Annotated in this window: 5 protein-coding genes; all 5 read left to right on the top strand. The window is 74.4% G+C overall.

What is annotated here, in order from left to right; genetic code table 11:
• A partial coding sequence (locus OG562_RS00005) for a type I polyketide synthase (RefSeq protein WP_266391797.1) occupies positions 1-3,367 on the top strand: 3,367 nt, incomplete at its 5' end.
• A gap of 138 nt (positions 3,368-3,505) precedes the next feature.
• Positions 3,506-10,030, top strand: a complete 6,525-nt coding sequence (locus OG562_RS00010; protein ID WP_266391800.1) for a type I polyketide synthase — start codon at positions 3,506-3,508, stop codon at positions 10,028-10,030.
• A 72-nt stretch (positions 10,031-10,102) separates the two neighbouring features.
• Positions 10,103-16,036 carry a type I polyketide synthase gene (locus OG562_RS00015; RefSeq protein ID WP_266391802.1) on the top strand — a complete coding sequence of 1,978 codons (5,934 nt, stop codon included), beginning with the start codon at positions 10,103-10,105 and terminating at the stop codon, positions 16,034-16,036.
• A gap of 68 nt (positions 16,037-16,104) precedes the next feature.
• Positions 16,105-23,400 carry a type I polyketide synthase gene (locus OG562_RS00020; RefSeq protein ID WP_266391805.1) on the top strand — a complete coding sequence of 2,432 codons (7,296 nt, stop codon included), beginning with the start codon at positions 16,105-16,107 and terminating at the stop codon, positions 23,398-23,400.
• A gap of 8 nt (positions 23,401-23,408) precedes the next feature.
• On the top strand, positions 23,409-24,098 hold the full coding sequence (locus OG562_RS00025; protein ID WP_266391808.1) for a class I SAM-dependent methyltransferase: 690 nt from the start codon (positions 23,409-23,411) through the stop codon (positions 24,096-24,098).
• Positions 24,099-24,140: the final 42 nt, after the last annotated feature.

The raw sequence follows: 24,140 nt of genomic DNA on the forward strand, positions 1-24,140 counted from the left end.
GGGCGCGGCGACCTTGAAGGAGGCGGCCCGTGCGGTGACGGCGTACGACGGCGGGGCGTCGGCGCAGGCGGGTACCGCCCGGGTCCCGTTCCTGACGGCGTCCGCCGCCGATCCGGGTGAACTGGAGCGGGTCGTGGGCGAGTTGACGGACCGCGGCCACGGCCTCTTCGTGGAGGTGGGCGTCGCGGGGTCGATCGCCCCGCGGCTCACGGCCGGTGTGGCGGAGAGAGCGGTTCCGGTCGTCGCCTCCCCCGTCGGCGGCGGTCACGAGGACGAGGACGGGCATGCGCTGTGGGCCGCGCTGGCCCGACTGCATGTGAGCGACGCGACCGTGACCTGGGCGGCGGCCTTCCCCGCGCCGGGGCCGGAGGGTCCGCCGCCGGTCGACCTGCCGACGTACGCCTTCCGCCGTCGCCGGTACTGGCTCGACGACGGTCCCCGTACCGTCGACCCGACGGCCGCCGGACTCGCGCCCGCCGGTCATCCGCTGCTCGGCGCGTGTGTGGAACTCCCGGACGACGGCGGCCTGTTGTTCACCGGGCGGCTGTCGACGGCCACCCACCCGTGGCTGGCGGACCACACGGTCGCCGGACGGGTGCTGGTGCCGGGTACGGCGCTGGTGGAACTGGCTCGCTGGGCCGGTGCGCGCGTCGGCTGCGCGCGGATCGCCGAACTGGCCCTGCACACCCCGCTGGAGCTGCCCGCTCCGCGCGACGGCGACCGTACCGGGCGCGCGGTCCGGCTGCACGTCACCGCCCCGGACGCGGAGGGCCGGCGTCGCCTGACCCTCTCCGCGCGCCCCGGCCCGGACGACGACTGGACCCGGCACGCGACCGGAACCCTGACCGCGGCCGCCGACGACACCGTTCCCCCCGCGACCGCCGACCTCGTGACCTGGCCGCCACCCGGCGCGGAGCCCGTCCCCGTGCACGACTTCCACGACCGGGCCGCCCGCCACGGCATCGCGTACGGGCCCGCCTTCCAGGGGCCGCGGTCCGTCTGGCGGCGGGGCGAGGAGGTGTTCGCCGAGGTCGCCCTGCCCGAGGGCCTCCAGACGGAGGCCGGGCGGTACGGCGTCCACCCCGCGTTGCTGGACGCCGCACTGCAGTCGTGGTCGGCGGCGCACCCGCGCGCCCTGGAAGAGCGCCGGGTGCCCCACGCCTGGCACGGGGTGACGGCGGCCGCCGCCGGCGCGGGCGCTCTGCGGGTGCGGATCGCACCGGCCGAGGGGTACGGCGAGGACGCCGGGAACGCGGTGACCGTGCAGGTCGCCGACGCGACGGGCCTACCGGTCCTGTCCGTGACGGCCCTCCTCTCCCGCCCCCTGCCGCGCCCCGAGCAGACCGGATCGCTGCTGCGGCCCGGATGGGCGCCGCTGCCGAGCCGGCCGGGCGACCCGGGCGAGGTCGTTCAGTCCGTCGTGGCGCTCGGCGTCGAAGGCGACCTGCCGACGGTCGTCGACCGCTGGTACGCCGATCTCGACGCGCTGACCGCCGCGCTCGCCGCGGGTGCGCCCACGCCGGACGTGGTCCTGCTCCCGGTCTCCACGCTGACGGCGCCGCCCGGCGCGGACGTCCCGGACGCCGTGCACGCGGCGACCGCCGGACTCCTCGCCGTACTGCGAACCTGGCTGACGGAGCCGGGGCTGAGGGCGGGCAGGCTCGTGACGGTCTCGCGGAAGACGTACGACACGGGTGCGGGGGCCGCCCTCGTCGACGCCGCCGTGCGCGGACTGATGCGCAGCGCGCGTACCGAACACCCCCGGCGCTTCGGGCTGTTGACGGTGGCGGGCGACCCTGAGGCCTTTGGGCCGGAACTGCTGGCGGCCGCGCTGGACGCCGTACGGGACGAGCCTGAAGTCGCGATCAGGGGGGGCGGGGCGTGGGTGCCGCGGCTGTCCCCGGCCGAGTCCACGGACGACGCTCCCGCCGTCGACCCGAACGGCACCGTACTGATCACCGGTGGGACGGGCGCCCTGGGTGCGCTGGTGGCCCGGCATCTGGTCGCCGCGCACGGCGTACGGCATCTGCTGCTGCTCGGGCGGCGCGGCGAACGGACGCCGGGCGCCGCCCGGTTGGCGGCCGAGCTGGCCGCCGAGGGAGCGCGGGTCAGCGTGGCGGCGTGCGACACGGCGGACCGGGACGCGCTCGCGGCGCTCCTGGACGGCCTGCCCACGGACCGTCCCCTGACGACCGTCGTCCATGTGGCCGGAGTCACGGACGACGCCTCGGTCGGCACGCTGACAGAGGCCCGACTGACGGCTGTGCTACGGCCGAAGGTGGACGCCGCCTGGCATCTGCACGAGCTGACGCGCGAACGGAACCTGGCGGAGTTCGTGATGTTCTCCTCCGCCTCGGGCACGTTCGGCGGCGCCGGGCAGGGCAACTACGCGGCGGCCAACGCCTTCCTGGACGCCCTCGCCGTGCACCGGCAGGCCCAGGGGCTGCCCGGCCGCTCGCTCGCCTGGGGCCCGTGGGCCGAACGCAGCGCGCTCACCGCCGACTTGACGGCGACCGACCGGGCGCGGATCACACAGGACGGCATCCGGGAACTCGCCACGGCGGACGCCCTGGCCCTGTTCGACGCGGCCCGGGCGACGGCCGACGCCCCGGTCCTCGTCCCTCTCGGGCTCGACCCGGCACAGCTGCGCGAACGGCGGGACGAGGGCCGACTCCCGGCCCTGCTGCGCACGTTGGCGGAGCCCGGGCAGATCTCGACCCCGCTGACGCCCGCGCACACCGAGAGTGTCCACAGGAGCGCGAACACCGAGGCCACGGAGGCCTCGTACGCGGAGCGACTGCGGCGGATGCCGGAATCCGAACGTTTGCGGGCCCTGCTCGACCTGGTGCGCTCGCACACCGCCGTGGTGCTGGGCAACGGCCAGTCGGCCCAGGACATCGGACCGCACCAGGGCTTCGTCGACCTCGGTCTCGACTCCCTGTCCAACCTGGAGCTGCAGGACCGGCTGCACGACGCCACCGGTGTGGAACTGCCCAGCACCCTGATCTTCGACCATCCGACCGCAGACGCCCTCGCCGGTCACCTCTGCGCGGAACTGGGCGGCGCGGCGGGCAACGGCTCCGCCGTGGCCGTGGGGCCGGCTCTGGCCGAACTCGACCGACTGGAGGCGTTCTTGGCCTCCTTCGCCGAGGACGCCGACGCCGGAGCCAGGGAGACGGTCGCCCACCGGCTGCGGGACCTGGTGTCGCGCTGGCCGGGCGGCGGACCGACCCCGGACTTCGGAGGGGACGAGGGCGGCCCGGCGCCGTCCGAGCTCGCGTCGGCGTCCGACGACGAACTCTTCGAGGTTCTCCAGCAGATGCGCTCCGCCGAAGGCGGAACGCCGACGGACCAGCAGCGTCTCTAGGAGCAGGGAACCGTGTCGTCATCACAGCAGCAACAGCCGACCCCTTCTTCGGCGCCGGCCGCATCCCAAGCGTCCTCTGCGTCCCCGGCGTCCCCGGCGTCCCCAGGGTCTCCTGCGTCCCCGGCGTCCCCTGCGCAGTTGGACAAGTTCCGTGAGCATCTGCGGTGGGCCACCGCCGAGTTGGGCGAGGCGCGCCGACGGGTGACCGAGCTGGAGGAGGCCGACCGCGAGCCGATCGCGATCGTCGGCATGGCCTGCCGCTATCCGGGCGGGGTCGCCTCCCCCGAGGATCTGTGGCGGCTGGTCACCGAGGGCCGGGACGCCGTCGGGCCGCCGCCCGCCGAACGCGGCTGGCCCGCCGAGGAGTTCCACGATCCCAGCGGACAGCGGCCGGGCACGTCGTACGTCTGGGAGGGCGGGTTCCTGGAGGGCGCCGCCGACTTCGACCCGGCGTTCTTCGACATCAGCCCGCGCGAGGCCCTCGCCATGGACCCGCAGCAGCGGCTGCTCCTGGAGACCTCCTGGGAGGCGATCGAACGCGCGGGCGTCGACCCGACGACGTTGCGCGGCACCCGGGTGGGCGTGTTCGCGGGGCTGATGTACCACGACCACGCCACCCGGCTGGGCGAGGTGGACGAGGCCGTCGCGGGCTTCCTGGGCAGCGGCAACGCGGGCAGCGTGGCCTCCGGCCGGATCTCGTACGTCCTGGGCCTCGAGGGCCCGGCGGTCACCGTCGACACGGCCTGCTCGTCCTCACTGGTCGCCCTGCACCTGGCGGCGCAGGCGGTACGGCGCGGGGAGTGCGCGATGGCCCTGGCGGGCGGGGTCACCGTGATGGCCACCCCGTCCACCCTGGTCGACTTCAGCAGGCTCGGCGGGCTCGCGCGCGACGGTCGCATCAAGTCCTTCGCGGCGTCGGCGGACGGCACGGCCTGGGGCGAGGGCGCGGGCATGCTGCTGGTCGAACGGCTCTCCGACGCCCGTCGGCTGGGCCATCCGGTGCTCGCCGTGCTGCGCGGCTCCGCCGTCAACCAGGACGGCGCCACCAGCAGCCTGTCCGCCCCGAACGGGCCGTCCCAGCAGCGGGTGGTCCGGGCCGCGCTGACCGCGGCCCGGCTCTCCCCCGACCTGGTGGACGCGGTGGAGGCGCACGGGACGGGTACGACCCTGGGCGACCCGATCGAGGCCCAAGCCCTCCTGGCGACCTACGGCCAGGACCGCCCCGCCGAACGACCCCTGTGGCTCGGCTCGTTGAAGTCCAACATCGGCCACACCCAGGCCGCCGCAGGCGTCGGCGGCGTCATCAAGACCGTCATGGCACTACGCCACGCCACCCTGCCCAAAACCCTCCACGTCGACGAACCCACCCCCCACGTCGACTGGGCGGCGGGCGCCGTCTCCCTCCTCACCGAACAGCGCGCGTGGCCGGAGACCGGCCGACCCCGCCGGGCCGCCGTCTCCTCCTTCGGCGTGAGCGGCACCAACGCCCACGTCATCCTGGAACAGGCGCCGGAGAACACGCCCCCCGAGGCGACGCCCGACCGTCCGGCAGTCGCCTGGCCCGTCTCCGCCCGCTCCGCCGAGGCACTGCGCGCCCAGGCCGAGCAGCTACGGGACACGGTCGCCGACCACCCCGAGTGGACACCGGCGGAGGTGGGCCATGGTCTGGCGACCGGCCGGACCTACTTCGAGCACCGAGCCGTTGTCGTCGGCACCGACCGGGAGCAACTGCTGGCTGGGCTGGGTGCGTTGGCGGAGGGCGTCGAGGCTCCGGGTGTCGTCACCGGGCAGGGAGACTCCGGGCGGCCGGTGTTCGTCTTCCCCGGCCAGGGCTCGCAGTGGACCGGGATGGCCGTCGAACTCCTCGACACCTCCGCGGTGTTCGCCGAGTCGATCGCCGATTGCGAGGCGGCATTGGCCCCGCATGTGGAGTGGTCGCTGACCGACGTACTGCGCGGCGGCGAGCCGCTCACTCGTGTCGATGTCGTGCAGCCCGCGCTGTTCGCGCTCATGGTGTCGCTCGCCGCCGTCTGGCGCTCCCTCGGAGTCGAGCCCGCAGCCGTCGTAGGCCACTCCCAGGGCGAGATCGCCGCGGCCGTCGTCGCCGGAGCGCTCTCGCTGGAGGACGGCGCGAAGATCGCCGCCCTCCGCAGCCGCGCCATCCTCAAACTCGCCGGACACGGCGGCATGATCTCCCTACCTCTGACCAGCCAGGACACCGCCGGACTGCTCGAACAGCGGACCGACCGCATCTCCATCGCCGCACTCAACGGCCCCCACACCACCATCGTCGCCGGAGACGCCACCGCCCTCGACGAGTTGCTCGCCCACTGCGAGGCCGACGGCCTCCGCGCCCGCCGCATCGACGTCGACTACGCCTCCCACACCCACCACGTCGAAGCGATCCAGGACGACCTCGCCGAGGCGCTCGCGGGCATCGTGCCCCGCACCAGCACCACCCCCTTCTACTCAACCGTCACCGGCGCCCCGATCGACACCACCGAACTCACCGGCGGCTACTGGTACACCAACCTCCGCCAGACCGTCCGCTTCACCGAAGCCACCCGAGCCGCGCTCGCCGACGGCCACACCGCCTTCCTCGAATGCAGCCCCCACCCCGTCCTCACCCCCGCCATCGGCGACACCACCGAGACCGGCGCCGTCACCGGCACTCTTCGCCGTGACGAGGGCGGCTGGCAGCGCCTCCTGGCCTCCGCCGCGCACCTCCACGCACACGGCACCCCCATCACCTGGCCCACCACCTGGACCGCCGCCCCCATCGACCTCCCCACCTACCCCTTCCAGCGCGACCGCTACTGGCTCGACGCGACCTCGTCGGCCAGGATCACGGACCCCGCCGGGCACCCCCTCCTCGACGCCTCGATCCCCCTCGCCGGCAGCGACGGCCTGATCCTCACCGGCCGCCTCTCCACCCGCACCCACCCCTGGCTCGCCGACCACACCGTGTGGAACACCGTCCTCGCCCCCGGCACCGCACTCGTCGAACTCGCGGTACAGGCCGCCGACCGGGCCGGGTGCGACCTACTGGAAGAACTGACCCTCCACGCACCCCTCGTCCTGCCCGCGCACGACACGCTGTCCCTTCAGGTCAGCGTCGACGCACCGGACGAGAGCGGCCGTCGCAGCCTGGCGATCCACACCCGCCCCGACGAGACGCTCGGTGACACGGCCTGGACCTGCCATGCGACCGGCTGGGTGACCGGCGGAACGGTCCGCCCCGACTGGGATCTGACCGCCTGGCCGCCCGCCGACGCCCACCCCGTCGACCTCACCGACCTCTACCCCCGACTCGCGGCACACGGCCTCGGCTACGGACCCGCCTTCCAGGGACTGCACGCGGTCTGGAAGCGCGGCGAGGAGCTGTTCGCCGAGGTGCGTCTGCCGGAGCAACTCCACGACTCGGCAGGCAAGTTCGGCATCCATCCCGCACTGCTCGACGCCGCCCTGCACACCGGCCTCGCCGACGGCATCGACGAAGGCGTCGACGACGTACGGCTGCCGTTCGCCTGGAACGGCGTCACCCTGCACGCCACCGGCGCGACCGCCCTGCGCGTCCGCCTCACGCCGCAGGGGCCGGAGACGCTCGCGCTGGCCGTGGCCGACCAGGACGGCGTTCCCGTCGCCGAGGTCGCCCGCCTCACGAGCCGAGCGGTGGCCGAGGAGCAACTCGTCTCGTCCGGTGCGGACTTGATTCCGCTGCTGCACACGGAGTGGAGCGAAGTCCCCCTGCCCGAAGGCGAGTCGGACGACGTGTTCGCCCTGGGCGACGCGGACGGCCTCGGTCTCGGCTTCGCGACCTGCCCCACCCTCGACGCCGCCCCGTCGGCCGGCACGCTCGTCCTGTCGTACGGCCGCGACACGCCCTCGCTGGACGCGCCGGACGCTCCGGACGCTCCGGAGGCCGTCCGGTCCGCCCTGCATCACGTCCTGTCCGTGGTGCGGGCGTGGCTGGCCGAGGAGCGGTTCGCCGACGGACGCCTGGTGCTGGTCACCCGCGGTGCGGTGGCGGCCGGGGACGGCGAGGGGGTGGCGGACCTGGTGCACACGCCGTTGTGGGGGCTGTTGCGCTCGGCCCAGTCGGAGAACCCCGGCCGGTTCGTGCTGGTCGATCTGGACGGGCGGGAGTCCTCGCGGGCCGCGCTGCGCCGCGCGCTGGCGTCCGGGGAGCCTCAATGCGCGCTGCGCCAGGGACGGTTGCTGGTGCCCCGGCTGGTGCGGGAGACGGCGGGGCGGCTGCTGGAGCCGCCGGTCGACGGCTCGGCCTGGCGGCTGGACACCACCGGCAAGGGCACGTTGGAGAACCTCGCCTTGGTGCCGTACCCGGAGGCGTCCGCGCCGTTGGCCCCTGGACACGTGCGGATCTCGGTCCGTGCGGCCGGCATGAACTTCCGTGACGTACTGCTGGGCCTGGGGATGGTCGACCAGGACGTGATGGGCGGCGAGGCGGCCGGCGTCGTACTGGACGTGGCGTCGGACGTCGCGGATCTGGCCCCGGGCGACCGGGTGATGGGCATGGCGCCGGGTTCGTTCGGCCCGGTCGCGGTCGTCGACCGGCGGCTGCTCGTCCGGCTGCCGCAGGGGTGGACGTACGCGGAGGGCGCCTCGGTGCCGATCACGTTCCTCACCGCGTACTACGGTCTGGTCGACCTCGCGGACCTGCGGGCCGGGGAGTCGGTGCTGATCCACGCGGCGACGGGCGGCGTGGGCCTGGCAGCACTCCAGCTGGCCCGACACCTGGGTGCCGAGGTCCACACGACGGCGTCCCCCGCCAAGCAGGAGACGCTGCGCGCGCTCGGCGTGCCCGAGGAGCGGATCTCCTCGTCCCGGTCGCTGGACTTCGAGGAGCGGGTGCGGGCGGCCACCGGCGGGCGCGGGGCGGACGTCGTACTCAACTCGCTGGCCCACGAGTTCGTGGACGCCTCGCTACGGCTGCTGACCGCCGGCGGGCGCACCGGCGGGCGGTTCGTCGAGATGGGCAAGACCGACATCCGGGACGCCGGGGAGGTCGCGGCCGCCCATCCGGGCGTCTCGTACCTCTGGTTCGACCTGATCGAGGCGGGTCACGAGCGCATCGGCCGGATGATGGCCGAGCTGATGCCGCTGTTCGAGAGCGGCGCGCTGCGCCCGGTGCCGACGGCCGCCTGGGACGTACGGCGTGGGCTGGACGCCTTCCGGTTCATGAGCCAGGCCCGGCATGTGGGCAAGGTGCTGCTCACCCTGCCGCCCGCCGCGCTCGACCCGGCCGGCACGGTGCTGATCACGGGCGGTACAGGCGCCCTGGGCGCGCTGGTGGCCCGGCATCTGGTCGCCGCGCACGGCGTACGGCATCTGCTGCTGCTCGGGCGGCGGGGCGAGGCGGCCGAGGGGGTCGCCGAGCTGCGTGCCGAACTGGGCGCGGCGGGCGCGGAGTTGACCGTGGCGGCCGGTGACAGCGCGGACCGCGAGGCCCTCGCGGCGGTTCTGGCCGGGATACCGGCGGCGCATCCGCTCACCGGGGTCGTGCACGCGGCCGGTGTACTCGACGACGCCGTCCTGACCGCCATGACTCCCGCGCAGCTCGACGCGGTACTGCGACCCAAGGTGGACGCGGCCTGGCATCTGCACCAGCTGACCCGGGACGCGGATCTCGCCGCGTTCGTGCTGTTCTCCTCGTCCGCGGCGGTGCTGGGCGGTCCGGGGCAGGGCAACTACGCGGCGGCCAACGCCTTCCTCGACGCGCTCGCCCGGCGGCGGCGGGCCCAGGGTCTGCCCGGGCTCTCCGTGGCCTGGGGGCTGTGGGAGCGGGCGAGTGCGATGACGGGGCATCTGGACGCGGGCGACCTGGCCCGGTTGCGTCGGGCGGGCTTCCACGCGCTGTCCGACGCCGACGGGCTGGCCCTCCTCGACGCGGCCCTGCCGTCGGACCGCTCCGAGGTGGTGGCGGTACGGCTGGACACGGCAGCCCTGCGGGCGGGCGGCGGGCCGGTCCACCCGCTGTTGCGGGGCTTGACCGGGGCGCCGGCGCGTCGCCGTGCGGTCGCGTCGACGACGTCGGCGGCGGGGGCGAACTCCGCTTCCGGGCCACAGGAGTTGACGGACCGGCTGGCCGCTCTGCCGGTCGTCGAACGCGGGCGGGTGCTGCTGGACCTCGTCCGCGATGCCGCGGCTCTCGTGCTCGGGCACACGTCGAACACGGCGATCGGCCCGCAACAGGCGTTCAAGCAGCTCGGCTTCGACTCGCTGACCTCGGTGGAGCTGCGCAACCGGCTCAACGCCGCCACCGGACTGCGCCTGCCCGCCACCCTCGTCTTCGACCACCCGACCCCGACGGCACTCGGCGAACACCTGCTCCGGGAACTGGCCCCGGCCGCCACGACGGCGGCCCCCACAGACCTCACGGACCCTACGGCCCTCACGGACCTCACGGACGAGGACGTACGGCGGCTGCTGGCCACCCTTTCGCCCGCCCGGCTGCGGGAGTCCGGACTGCTCGGGTCCCTGCTGGAACTGGGCAGAGCGGCAGGGCCTGCGGGGCCCGCGGAGAGCACGGCCGCCGATGTGGGCGACCCGCAAGAGCCGTACGGCCCGGGCGACTTGGAAGACCTGGACGACCTGGACGCCGACGACCTCATCAACCTGGCGCTCGGCACGGGCGACCACTGAGCACCGACGTACGGACGTACGGACGTCCAGCCGGACCGCGGAGACGACGATCACGAACGGAGAGGGAACCCCGTGACGCAGGACGAGCAGGCCGGGCGGATGCTGGAGGCGCTGCGCCACTCCCTGAAGGAGAACAAGCGTCTCCAGCAGGAGAACCGCAAGCTGGCCGAGAGCCGGCACGAGCCGATCGCGGTCGTCGGCATGGCCTGCCGGTTCCCCGGCGGTGTGACCTCGCCGGAGGACTTCTGGCGGCTGCTCGACGAGGGCCGTGACGCCGTCGGCCCGTTCCCCGCCGACCGCGGCTGGGACGTCGATTCCCTGTACGACCCGGACCCGGACCGCCTCGGCACGAGCTATGTGCGGCACGGCGCGTTCCTGCGGGACGCCGACCGGTTCGACGCGGACTTCTTCGGGATCAGCCCGCGCGAGGCCCTGGCCATGGACCCGCAGCAGCGGCTGCTCCTGGAGACCTCCTGGGAGGCCGTCGAGCGCGCCGGCATCGATCCGACGTCACTGCGCGGCAGCCGTACGGGGGTGTTCGTCGGCGCCTCCCCGCTCGGTTACGGCGCCGGTCCGCGCGCCGCGTCCGAGGGCGCCGAGGGCTATCTGCTGACGGGCACCACGGTGAGCGTCGCCTCGGGGCGGCTTGCGTACACCTTCGGGTTCGAGGGGCCGGCGCTCACCGTGGACACGGCGTGCTCCTCCTCCCTGGTCGCGCTCCATCTGGCGGCGCAGGCGCTGCGCGGCGGCGAGTGCGAGCTGGCACTGGTGGGCGGGGCGGCCGTGATGGCCCGGCCGCACATGTTCGTGGAGTTCAGCCGGCAGCGCGGTCTCGCGCCCGACGGCCGGGTCAAGGCGTTCGCGGGCGGGGCGGACGGCACGGCGTGGGGCGAGGGGGTGGGGATCCTGCTGGTGGAGCGGCTGTCGGACGCGCGGCGGCGGGGCCACCGGGTTCTCGCCGTCGTCCGGGGCTCCGCCGTCAACCAGGACGGCGCCAGCAACGGCCTCACCGCGCCCAACGGCCTCGCCCAGCAGAAGGCCGTCCGCACGGCCCTCGCCGACGCGGGTCTCACCCCGGCGGACGTGGACGCGGTGGAGGCGCACGGCACCGGCACCCGCCTCGGCGACCCGATCGAGGCCCAGGCCCTTCTGGCGACCTACGGCCAAGGCCGTCCGGCCGAACGGCCGTTGTGGCTCGGCTCGGTGAAGTCCAACATCGGGCACACCCAGCTGGCGGCGGGCGTCGCCGGGGTCATCAAGATGGTGCTGGCGCTGGAGCACGGGGTGCTGCCCCGCACGCTGCACGTGGACGAACCCACCCCCCAGGTCGACTGGACCGCCGGGGCCGTGTCCCTCCTCGCCGAGCGGCGCGCCTGGCCCGAGGTGGACCGCCCCCGGCGCGCCGCCGTCTCCTCCTTCGGCATCAGCGGCACCAACGCCCACATCGTCCTGGAGCAGGCTCCGACGGAACTCCGGGCGGAGGCGCAGCCCTCGGCGGAGGCGCAGCCCTCGGCGGAGGCGCAGCCCGACGGCGGCCGTCCGCTCCTGCCCTGGCTGCTGTCCGCCGCAGGACCGGCCGCGCTGCGCGCCCAGGCCGAGCGGCTGCACACGGCCGTCTCGGCGCACCCCGACTGGGACCCGACGGCGCTCGCCCGCTCCCTCGCCACCGCCCGGGCCCGCCTCGAGCACCGCGCCGTCCTGCTCGGCTCCGACCGGGAGGACCTGCTCGCCGGGCTGGAGGCGCTGCGGACCCCCACGGCGGACGTCGGCCGTCCGCTCGTGGGCACGGCGGCGCCGGGCGGGGCGCCGGCCTTCCTCTTCACCGGCCAGGGGGCCCAACGGGCTTTGATGGGCCGGGAGTTGTACAGCCGGTATCCGGTGTTCGCCGCGTCCCTCGACCGGATCTGCGGCCTGTTCGACGAACGCGCCGGCCTCGGGCTGCGCGAGGTGCTGTGCGCCGCGCCCGGCTCCGAGCCCGCGGCGCTGCTGGACCGCACGGCGTGGACGCAGGCGGCGCTGTTCGCCGTGGAGGTGAGCCTGTACCGGCTCGTGGAGTCCTGGGGCATGCGCCCGGCCCATCTGCTCGGCCACTCGGTCGGCGAGCTGGCGGCGGCGCATGTCGCCGGCGTCTTCTCACTCGAGGACGCGGTCACGGCGGTCGCGGCACGCGGGCGGCTGATGCAGGAGCTGCCGTCCGGCGGGCTGATGGCGGCCGTCGAGGCGGACGAGGCGGAGGTGACGGCCCTGCTCGCGGGCCGAGCCGAGGCACGAGGACGGGCTGAGGGGACGGGACGGACTGAGGGGACGGGACGGGCTGAGGGGACGGGACGGGCTGAGGGGACGGGACGGACTGAGGGGACGGGACGGACTGAGGGGACGGGACATGCTGAGGGGACCGGCCGAGTCGGCGTCGCGGCCGTCAACGGGCCGTCGTCCGTCGTCGTGTCCGGCGACGAGGACGCCGTACGCGAGGTCGTCGAGGCGCTGCGGGCCCGAGGCCGGCGCGCCAAGGAACTCGCCGTGAGCCACGCCTTCCACTCACCCCGCATGGACGGCATGCTCGACGGCTTCCGGAAGGTGCTGGCCACGCTCACCCTGCGCGAGCCGGTCCTGCCGATCGTCTCCAACGTCACCGGACGGCCCGTCACGAGCGCCGAGGTCCGTTCCGCGGACTACTGGGTGCGGCACGTGCGGGAGGCGGTGCGCTTCCACGACGGCGTCCGCACCCTGCTCGGCCAAGGGGTGCGCACGTTCGTGGAGTTGGGGCCCGACGGGGTGCTGTCGGCGCTGGTGCGCGAGAGTGCGGCGGCCCTGCTCCCGGACGGCGGGGTCGCCGAGGTCGTCGCGGCCCCGCTGCTGCGCCGCGACCACGACGAGGTCCGCACCCTGCTCACGGGGGTGGCGCAGGCGTACGTCCGGGGCGCGGAGGCGGACTGGGGGGCCGTCGTCGCGCGGCCGGGTGCGGAGCCCGCCCAGGTGGTCGGCCTGCCCACCTACGCCTTCCAGGGCGAGCGGTTCTGGCTCGCCGACGGCACGGACGCCCCGGCCGAGCCGGGCGACCTGGGCCTGGCCCCCGCCGGACACCCCCTGCTGGGCGCCGCGTTCACCCCGGCCGAGGGCGACGGGCTGGTCCTCACGGGGCGGCTGTCACCGCGCACGCACCCGTGGCTCGCCGATCACGTGATCCTCGGTTCGATCGTCGTCCCGGGCACGGCCTATCTCGAACTGGCCTTGCACGCCGCAGGGTTGACCGGCTGTGACACCGTCGAGGAGCTGCACCAGGAGAGCCCGCTGATCCTCGCCCAGGACGGGGCCGGGGCCGTCCATGTCCAGCTGACCGTGGGTCCGGCCGACGAGCACGGGCGGCGGACGATCGCCGTGCACTCGCGGCCCGCCCCCGGGAACTCGACGGCCGACGCGGACGCCGACCTCCCGTGGACCCGCCACGCGAGCGGCCTCCTGGCGCACTCGACGGACCCGGAACTGCCCCCGCAGCCGACCGACGGCGGTGTCTGGCCGCCGGCCGGCGCGGTCCCCGTCGATCTCACGGACTTCTACGATTCCGTGGCGCGCGACGGCTTCGTCTACGGCCCGTCCTTCCGGGGCCTGCACACGGTGTGGCGGTCGGGCGAGGACACCTTCGGCGAGGTGCGCCTGCCCGAGCCGTACGACGCCGAGGCTGCCCGACACGGCGTCCACCCGGCGCTGCTGGACGCCGCGCTGCACGCCGGGCTGGTCGGCGCCACCGGCGACGAGGTGCTCCTGCCCTTCGTCTGGAACGGGGTCCGGCTGCACCGCAGGGGGGCCACCGCACTGCGCGTACGCCTCTCCCCCGCCGACCCAGGGGCGATGTCGTTGACCGTGACGGACGAGTACGGGGCTCCCGTCGCCTCGGTGGAGTCGTTGCGGGCCCGTCCGGTCTCGGTCGCCCAACTGCGGGCCGCCGCCCGGAACCAGCGGCCGGACCACCTGTTCCACGTCGAGTGGACGGCCACGGCCACAGATACGGCTACGGCTACGGCACCGCCGGTGACGCGCCCCGACCTGGTCGCCGTGGGCCCGGGGCGGGTGCCGGACGGCGTCGTACGGGAGCGGTTCCCGGACGTCGTGGCGCTCGCGTCCGCCGTGGTGGAGGGCCGGCCCGTGCCGGACGCGGCGTTCCTGGCGGCTCCCGATCCCGACGACGCCGACGGCCCCGTCCCCGAAGCCGCGCACGCTGCGGTGCACGCCGTTCGTTCCGCGCTCGTGGCGTGGGCGGCGCAGGAGGGGCTCGCCGGGACCCCGCTGATCGTGGTCACCCGCCACGCGGTGGCCGTCGGCCCCGGCGACGAGCTCGCGGGAGTCCGCAGCTCCCCCGTGTGGGGGCTGACCCGGGCGGCACAGGCGGAACACCCGGGCCGCTTCGTCCTGCTGGACGTGCCCGACGACGCCACCGACGCGGCCGACGCGACCGACGCCTTCGAGAGCTGGCTGACGGCTGCTCGCTCCGAAGAACCGCAACTCGCCCTACGGGACGGCACGTTGCTCGCACCTCGTCTCATCCGGACCCGCCCGACAGCCGTCTCCGACTCCCCCTCTCCCGACCCGCTCTTCGCCCCGGACGGCACGGTCCTCGTCACCGGCGGCACGGGTGCCCTGGGCGCGCTGATCGCACGGCACGTGGTGCGGGAACACGGCGTGCGCAGGCTGCTGTTGCTCAGCCGCAGCGGTCGATCCGCCGCCGGGGCAGCCGAGTCGACGGCCGATCTTTCCGCCCTCGGCGCGCAGGTCACGGTGGCGGAGTGCGACGCCGCCGACCGGGACGCGCTCGCGGCCGTCCTCGACGGCATCCCGGCGGCGCACCCGCTGTCCGCCGTGATCCACACGGCCGGCGTCCTCGACGACGGCGCGCTCGACGCACTCACCCCCGAGCGCGTGGACGCCGTACTGCGTCCCAAGGTGGACGCGGCCTGGCACCTGCACGAGCTGGCCGGGGACACGCCCCTGGTGCTGTTCTCCTCGGCGACCGCCACCCTCGGCGGTCCTGGGCAGAGCGCCTACACCGCCGCCAATTCCTTCCTGGACGCCCTCGCCGCGCACCGCACGGCCCGTGGGCTGCCGACGGTGTCATTGGCCTGGGGCCTGTGGGAGCAGGACGGCGCCGGCATGGCGGCCGGGCTGGACGCCACGGGCCTGCGCCGGATGCGCCGCGCCGGGGTCCTCCCGCTCTCCGCCGAGGAGGGCCTGGCCCTGTTCGACACGGCGACGGCCGTCCTACGGTCCGATGGCGCACGTCCGTCCGTCGTCGTCCCGATCCGCCTCGACCCCACGGCGTTCGGCGCGCACGGCGGGTCTTTTGACGTCCAGGTTCCGCCGCTGCTGCGGGCGCTGCGGGCGGACGCCTCCGCCGCCGTCGACTCGCGCCCGGCGGCGCGCGGCGACGGCGCGCCTGAATCGGCGGCGCTGCGCGGGCGGCTGGGCGGGGTGGACGAGGAGGAGCGGCGGCGCATCCTGCTGGAGGTGGTGCGCGGCACGGTCGCCGAGGTCCTCGGGCACGCGGGTCTCGGCGCCGTGGTCCCCGAACGGGCCTTCAGCGACCTGGGTTTCGACTCGCTCACGGCGGTGGAGCTGCGCAACCGGCTGAACGCCACGACCGGGCTGCGGCTGTCCGCGACGCTCGTCTTCGACCATCCGACGCCCCAGGCGTTGGCCCACCACCTCGACGAGACGCTCCCGCGCGCCGACGCCCCCGCCGTCGAACCCGTGCTGCGCGAGCTCGACCGGCTGGAGTCGGTCCTGGCGGGCGTCGCCCCCGACCACCCGGACCACGCCCGGATCGCCGGACGTCTGCGTGCGGTCGTCGCCCACTGGAGCGAGCGGCCCGCGGCAGGCACTGAGGCAGGGATCGGGTCAGAGGCGGGGACGGCGGTCGGAAGCACTTCCCCGGAGCCGGACGCGACGGACCTGGACTCGGCGGACGACGACGCGGTCTTCGACTTCATCACCAACGAACTCGGGATCTCCTGACCCGCGCGGAACGAGACGCGGAACAGAGACGCGGAAGACAGATGCGGAACAGAGAGGGTGGCACCAGCGTGGCGCGCAGTGAGGCCGGCGAGTCGACCGAGGACAAGCTCCGCTACTTCCTGAAGAAGGTGACAGCCGATCTCCAGGAGACCCGCAAGCGGCTCCAGGAACTGCGGTCCGTCGAGGGCGAACCGATCGCGATCGTCGGTCTGGCGTGCCGTTACCCGGGCGGCGCAGACTCGGCGGACCGGCTGTGGGACCTGGTCGTCCAGGGCCGGGACGCCACTGCCCCGTTCCCGGCCGACCGGGGCTGGGCCGTCGAGGAGTTGTACGACCCGGACCCGGACGCGCCGGGCAGGACGTACGGGCGCGAGGGCTGTTTCCTCGACGGCGCGGCCCTGTTCGACGCCGGGTTCTTCGGCATCGGCCCGCGTGAGGCTCTGGCGATGGACCCGCAGCAGCGGCTGCTTCTGGAGACCTCCTGGGAGGCGTTCGAGCACGCGGGCATCGATCCGGCCGTACTGCGCGGCAGTCGCACGGGAGTGTTCATGGGCACCGGCCAGCAGGACTACGCCGGCCTCGTGCAGCGCGCGACCGAGAACCTGGAGGGCTATCTGCTCTCCGGCGGCGCCGCCAGCGTGATCTCCGGCCGGCTGTCGTACGTCTTCGGCCTCGAGGGTCCGGCGGTCACCGTCGACACGGCCTGTTCGTCCTCGCTGGTCGCCCTGCACCTGGCGGTGCAGTCGCTGCGGCGGGGCGAGTCCACGATGGCGCTGGCGGGCGGGGCGGCGGTGATGGCGACGCCGGGCATGTTCGTGGAGTTCGCCCGGCAGCGCGGACTCGCGCCCGACGGCCGCTGCAAGGCCTTCGCGGCGTCGGCGGACGGAACGGGCTGGGGCGAGGGCGTGGGCGTCATGCTGCTGGAGCGGCTCTCGGACGCCCGACGTCTCGGCCACCGGGTGCTGGCCGTCGTCCGGGGCTCCGCCGTCAACCAGGACGGCGCCAGCAACGGCCTCACCGCACCCAACGGCCCTTCCCAGCAACGTGTCATCCGCCAGGCCCTGGCCAACGCCCGGCTGGACGCGGCCGACATCGATGCGGTGGAGGCGCACGGCACGGGCACGTCCCTGGGCGACCCGATCGAGGCGCAGGCCCTCCTGGCGACCTACGGCCAGGACCGGCACGCCGAACAGCCTTTGTGGCTCGGCTCGTTGAAGTCCAACATCGGCCACACCCAGGCCGCCGCCGGCGTCGGCGGCATCATCAAGACCGTCATGGCACTACGCCACGCCACCCTGCCCAAGACCCTCCACATCGACGAACCCACCCCCCACGTCGAGTGGTCGGCGGGCGCGGTGCAACTGCTCACCGAACAGCGCGCCTGGCCGGAGACCGGCCGCCCCCGCCGGGCCGCCGTCTCCTCCTTCGGCGTGAGCGGCACCAACGCCCACGTCATCCTGGAACAGGCGCCGCAGGAGACCCGCCCCGAGGCACCGGACACGACACCCGCCCCCGCGCCTCTCGCCCCCGTGGTTCCCCTCGTGTTCTCAGCCCGCTCCACCGGCGCCCTACGCGCCCAGGCCGGGCAGCTCGCCCTGCACCTCCAAGACAGTTCGCGAGACGTACTACACGTAGGACACGCCCTGCTCACCCAGCGAGCCCCGCTCGAACAGCGAGCGGTCGTCCTCGGCACGAACCGCCGGCAACTGCTCGACGGACTACAGGCACTGGCGCAAGGCGACGAGGCACCCGGAGCCGTCACCGGACACGGAGACGCCGGACGGCCGGTGTTCGTGTTCCCCGGACAAGGCTCCCAATGGACCGGCATGGCCCTCGAACTCCTCGACACCTCAACCGTGTTCGCCCACTCCATCGCCGACTGCGAAACAGCACTCGCACCCCACGTGGACTGGTCGCTCACCGAACAACTCCGCAACGGCCAACCCCTGACACGTGTTGACGTGCTCCAACCCGCCCTCTTCGCCGTCATGGTGTCGCTCGCCGCCGTCTGGCGCTCCCTCGGAGTCGAACCCGCCGCCGTCGTCGGACACTCCCAGGGCGAGATCGCCGCAGCCGTCGTCGCCGGAGCACTCACCCTGGAGGACGGCGCGAAGATCGCCGCCCTCCGCAGCCGCGCCATCCTCGAACTCGCCGGACACGGCGGCATGATCTCCCTGCCACTCTCATCGTCCGACTCGGCCGACCTCATCCGCCGCTGGACCGGCCGAATATCCGTCGCCGCACTCAACGGCCCCCACGCCACCGTCGTCGCCGGAGACGCCACCGCCCTCGACGAACTCCTCACCCACTGCGAGACCGAAGACATCCGCGCCCGCCGCATCGACGTCGACTACGCCTCCCACACCCACCACGTCGAAGCACTCCAGGACGACCTCGCCGGACTCCTCACCGGCATCACCCCCCACACCAGCACAATCCCCTTCTACTCCACCGTCACCGGCACCCCGATCGACACCACAACTCTCGACTCGGCTTACTGGTACACCAACCTCCGCCAGACCGTCCGCTTAACCGAGGCCACCTGGGCCGCACTCGCCGACGGGCATACCGCGTATCTCGAGTGCAGCCCCCACCCCGTCCTCACCCCCGCCATCGAGGACACCACCGAGACCGGCAACGTCATCGGCACCCTCCGCCGCGACGAAGGCGGCTGGACCCGCCTTCTCACCTCCGCCGCCCACCTCCACACCCACGGCACCCCCGTCGACTGGACCCCCCTCACCATGGCCCCTCACCACCACCTCGACCTCCCCACCTACCCCTTCCAGCGCAAGCCCTACTGGGTGGAGACCCTCGCGGGCGGCGCGGTCTCCTCGTACGTCCCGGTGGACGCCGACGCGACGGGCGAAGTCGACCCGGCCGTCGCGGAGTTGCGCGAGCGGCTGGCCGGGCTGCCGGAGGCGGGACGGGTGAAGGTGCTGCTGGAGCTGGTGGCGGACCACGCCACGGCGGTCCTCGGGCTGGAGGAACGGCTCGAACCTGCGCGTTCCTTCCATGAGTCGGGGTTCGTCTCGCTCACCGCGGTGGAGCTGCGCAACCGCCTCGTCCGGGCCACCGGCACCCGTCTGCCCGCCTCCGTCGTCTTCGACCACCCGACGCCCCAGGCCCTCGGCCGCCACCTGCTCGCCCTCCTCGACGGCGCACCCGACGGCCAGGCAACCGACGTGCGCGCCAGGGCGGTTGCCGCCACGCCCACCGGCACGGACGACGACCCGATCGTGATCGTCGCCATGGCCTGCCGTTATCCGGGCGGCGTCGCCTCCCCCGAGGACCTGTGGCGGCTGGTCGCGGACGGCACGGACGCCATCGGCCCGTTCCCGGACGACCGGGGGTGGAACGTCGAGGAACTGTACGACCCGGATCCGGAGCGCTCCGGACACACGTATGTCCGCGAGGGCGGCTTCCTCGTCGACGCGGACCGCTTCGACGCGTCCTTCTTCGGCATCAACCCGCGCGAGGCGCTGGCCATGGACCCGCAACAGCGGCTGCTCCTGGAGACCTCCTGGGAACTGTTCGAGCGGGCCGGCATCGACCCGTCGGCCCTGCACGGCAGCCGTACGGGCGTGTTCGCAGGACTGAGCGGACAGGACTACCCGCTGCTCCTCGCCGCGTCGCAGGCGAGCTCGGAGACGGGCGCGAAGACAGGCGCGAGGACAAGCGCGGAGACGGTCTCGGAGGAGGTGGAGGGCTATCTGATGACGGGCAACGCGGCGAGCGTGCTGTCCGGCCGACTGTCGTACACCTTCGGTCTGGAAGGTCCCGCGATCACCGTCGACACGGCGTGCTCCTCCTCGCTCGTCGCCCTGCACCTGGCGGCGCAGTCCCTGCGCTCGGGCGAGAGCGAACTGGCGCTCGCGGGCGGGGTCACCGTGCTGTCGACGCCCCAGGCCTTCGTCGGCTTCAGCCGCCAGCGCGGACTGGCTCCCGACGGCCGGTGCAAGCCGTTCGCGGCCGGCGCCGACGGCACCGCATGGGCCGAGGGCGTCGGTCTGGTGCTGCTGGAACGGCTGTCGGACGCCCGTCGGCACGGGCGGCGGGTCCTCGCGGTGGTCCGGGGCAGCGCGACCAACCAGGACGGCGCGAGCAACGGGCTGTCCGCGCCCAACGGCCCCTCCCAGCAGCGGGTGATCCGGCAGGCGCTCGCCAACGCCCGGCTGGACACCGCCGACGTCGACGCGGTGGAGGCGCACGGCACCGGCACTCCGCTGGGCGACCCGATCGAGGCACAGGCGCTGCTCGCCACCTACGGCCGGGGCCGGTCCGCCGAACAGCCTTTGTGGCTGGGCTCGGTGAAGTCGAACCTCGGGCACACCGCCGCGGCGGCGGGCGTGGCCGGCGTGATCAAGATGGTGCAGGCGATGGAGCACGGGGTGCTGCCCCGCACCCTGCACCTGGACGAGCCGACCCCGCACGTGGACTGGTCGGCGGGCGCCGTGACTCCGCTCGGCGAGGCCGTGCCGTGGCCGGAGCGGGGGCGGCCCCGCCGGGCCGGGGTGTCCGCGTTCGGCATCAGCGGGACGAACGCGCACGTCATCCTGGAACAGGCCCCCGAGGAGGCCCCGCCGGCGGCGCCGGAGCCGACCGGCGACCCCCTCCCCGTCGTACCCGCCACCGTCGTGCCGTGGCAGCTTTCCGCGCGCAGTGAGGCGGCCCTGCGGGCGCAGGCTCAGCGGCTGCGCACCCATCTGGACCGGCTGGAGACGACGGCCGGTGCCACCGTTCCCGCCTTTTCCGGCTCGCCCTCCGCATCGGCCGTGGCGCGGGCGTTGGCGTTCACCCGTTCGGCGCTGCCGCATCGGGCGGTCGTCGTCGGCGGCGACCGTGCGGCTCTCGACGCGGGGCTGGCGGCCCTGGCCGCGGGCACGGCGGCGCCGGGGCTGGTCCGCGACCGGACCGTCACCGGCCGACTGGCCTTCCTGTTCCCCGGCCAGGGCAGTCAACTCCCGGGCATGGGAAGCGAGTTGTACGACCGCTTCCCCGTGTTCGCGAAGACGCTGGACGACCTGTGCGCGCTGCTCGACCGCGAGCTCGACGGGCGGCCCGGCCTCCGCGAGGTGCTCTTCGCGGAGGCGGGAACGGTGACGTCCGCGCTGCTCGACGAGACCGTCCACGCCCAGGCGTCGCTGTTCGCCCTCGGAGCGGCGGCCTTCCGGCTGCTGGAGTCCTGGGGCGTCGTCCCGGACGTCGTGGGCGGTCACTCGATCGGCGAGGTGACGGCCGCGTACGTCGCCGGGATGTTGTCGGCCGAGGACGCCTGCCGTCTGGTGGCCGCGCGCGGCCGGCTGATGCAGGCCTCCCCGGAGGGCGGGGCGATGGCCGCCCTGGAGGCCACCGAGGACGAGGTGACCGCGCTGCTCACGGCCCGCGGCGACGCCGACGCCCTCGGCGTCGCCGCCGTCAACGGCCCCCGGGCCGTCGTGGTGTCCGGCGCGTCGGGCGCGGTCGACGAGGTGGTGAAGGCGTTCACGGAGCGGGGCCGGCGCACCAAGCGGCTCCGGGTGTCCCGCGCGTTCCATTCGCCGCTGATGGACGGGGTGTTGGCGGAGTTCGGCGAGGTCGCGGGCGGGCTGACGTTCCGCGCGCCGCGTCTGCCCCTGCTCTCCGCCCGCACGGGCGCACCGGCGGAGGCCGCCGAGGTGTGCTCCCCCGCGTACTGGGTGCGGCACATCCGCGAGACGGTGCGTTTCCACGACGGGGTGCGCCGGCTGCTGGACGACGGGGTGACGACGGTCCTCGAGCTGGGTGCGGGCGGTGTGCTGTCGGCACTCGTCCGGGATACGGCGGAGGAGCGCCCCGGTATCCCGGTCGTGGCGGTTCCGCTGCTGCGGAGCGGCCGCCCGGAGCCGGAGAGCGCGGTGGCCGCCCTCGCCCGGCTCCACGTCCGTGGCGTCCCGGTGGACTGGTCGGCCCTGCTCGGCGCCCCGGACGGCAGCGCCCGCGAGACCGTCGCCGTCGGCCTTCCGACGTACGCCTTCCAGGGCCGCCGCTACTGGCCCACCGCGTCCTGGACCACCGGCGCCGGCACTACGTCCACTGCCCCGACCGGCGTCGACAGCGCGGACCCGTCCGGCCCCGCCGAGCTGCACGCCCGTCTCGCCCCGCTGTCCGCGTCCGACCGGGAGGGCGTCCTGCGGGAGCTTCTGGCCGGTCAGGTCGCGGCGGTGCTCGGGCATGCCGACACCGGCGAGGTCGACACCGCCCTCGGTCTGCCGGAGCTGGGCATCGACTCGCTCACGGCCGCCGAACTGCGGACCGCGCTCGAGTCGGCCACCGGCGCCCCGCTCGCCTCCGCGTCCGTCTTCGAGCACCCCACGCTGGAGGCGCTCGCCGCCCATCTGCACGCCGTGCTGGTCGAGGCGTCCCTCCTCACGGCGGGCCCGCACACCCCTGTGCCTCCTCCCGCCGCGCCGTCCGGGTTCCTCACCGAACTGGCCGCGCGCGCCGGGCGGGAGGGGCGGTTCGCGGAGTTCGGCTCCTTCCTCGAGGAGGCCGCCCGGTTCCGGGAGACGTTCGACGCGGCGACGGAGCCCGGTGACGTACGGCGCCCGGCGCCGGTACGACTGGCGCGCGGGGACGGCGGGCCGGTGCTGATCTGCTTCCCCTCGTTCGCCAGCCGGTCCGGCGCCCATCAGTACGCCCGACTCGCGGCCGGCGCACGGGGTGAGCGGGACGTCTGGGTGCTCTCCGCGCCCGGGTTCACCGCGGGCGAGGCACTGCCCTCGGACGTCGAGGCGCTGGTGCGGGCCCACGCCCACGACGTCGGACAGATCGCGCAGGGGCGGCCGTTCGCGCTGCTCGGCCACTCGGCGGGCGGCTGGATCGCCCACGCGGTGGCGGCTCGGCTGCGTGAGCGGGAGATCCGTCCGACGGGGCTCGTCCTGGTGGACAGCTACGAGCCGGGGGCCCCGGTGCTGGAGCACATCCAGGCCCATCTCGGTCGCCTGCCCGACGGAGACTCCCGTCAGGCGGAGGCCGACGACACCGTGCTGACGGCGATGGGCGGCTACGCGCGCCTGTTCGCCGACTGGCGGCCGGACAGTGACGACGGCAACGGCAACGGCAACAGCAACAGCGACGGCGGCCATGACGACGGCTCCGGCTCCGGCCCCGGCTGCCCGACGCTCCTCGTCCGCGCCGCAGAGCCGCTGCCCGGTTTCCCCGCCACCGGCTGGCAGGCCCGGTGGCCGGGACCGTCCGCCGTGGTGGACGTCCCCGGCGACCACTTCACGACGACCACCGACCACGCGACGACGACCCTCGACGCGATCCGCGACCACCTCGCGTCCCTGCCCCTGCCCCTCTCCCTGCCCCGGTCCCCGATTTCCTCCACCCACGGAAGGTGAGCCCAGAGATGTCACCCGAGAACGGCGTACAGCCGAACGAGATCGACCAGGCGGTCCTGGACGGCCAGGCCCCCTACCACCGGCGTGCCCTCGCCTTCTACGACCTCCTCGTGTTCCGGGGCAGCGCACCCTGGTTCTGGCGCTGCCACCCGAGCAACTTCGAGCAGCTGTACCGCACGAGCATCGGCGCCAAGCACCTGGAGATCGGCGTCGGAACCGGTTACCTGCTGTCCCGTACCCGCTTCCCGGTCTCCAACCCGAAGATCACGCTGGCCGACCTGAACCCCGCCACGCTCGACTTCACCGCCGAGCGGCTGCGTTTCTTCGAGACGACGAAGGTCGTCGCGAACGCCCTGGAACCGCTTCCGGTGCCGGACGAGAGCCACGACTCGGCCGCCCTGAGCTTCCTGCTGCACTGCATCCCGGGCAGCCTCCGGGAGAAGGGCGTCGCCATCAAGCACGCGGCGGCGGCGGTCAAGCCGGGCGGCACCGTGTTCGGCAGCACGATCCTCTCCTCCGGCATCCCCGTCACCCGGGCGGGCCGTTGGCTGATGGACAACCTCAACGCCAAGGGCGTCTTCCACAACGACCAGGACAGCCTGGCGGACCTGCGCGCCCAACTGGAGCAGAACTTCGACGACTTCGAGCTGTCCACCCGGGGCAGCGTCGGCCTGTTCCGAGCCCGCAAGCCGAAGTAGCCGCTCCCGCAGAGCCCACTCCAAGCCCGCTCCCCCTTCTGA

It is taken from the genome of Streptomyces sp. NBC_01275 (assembly GCF_026340655.1).
GTDB lineage: Bacteria > Actinomycetota > Actinomycetes > Streptomycetales > Streptomycetaceae > Streptomyces.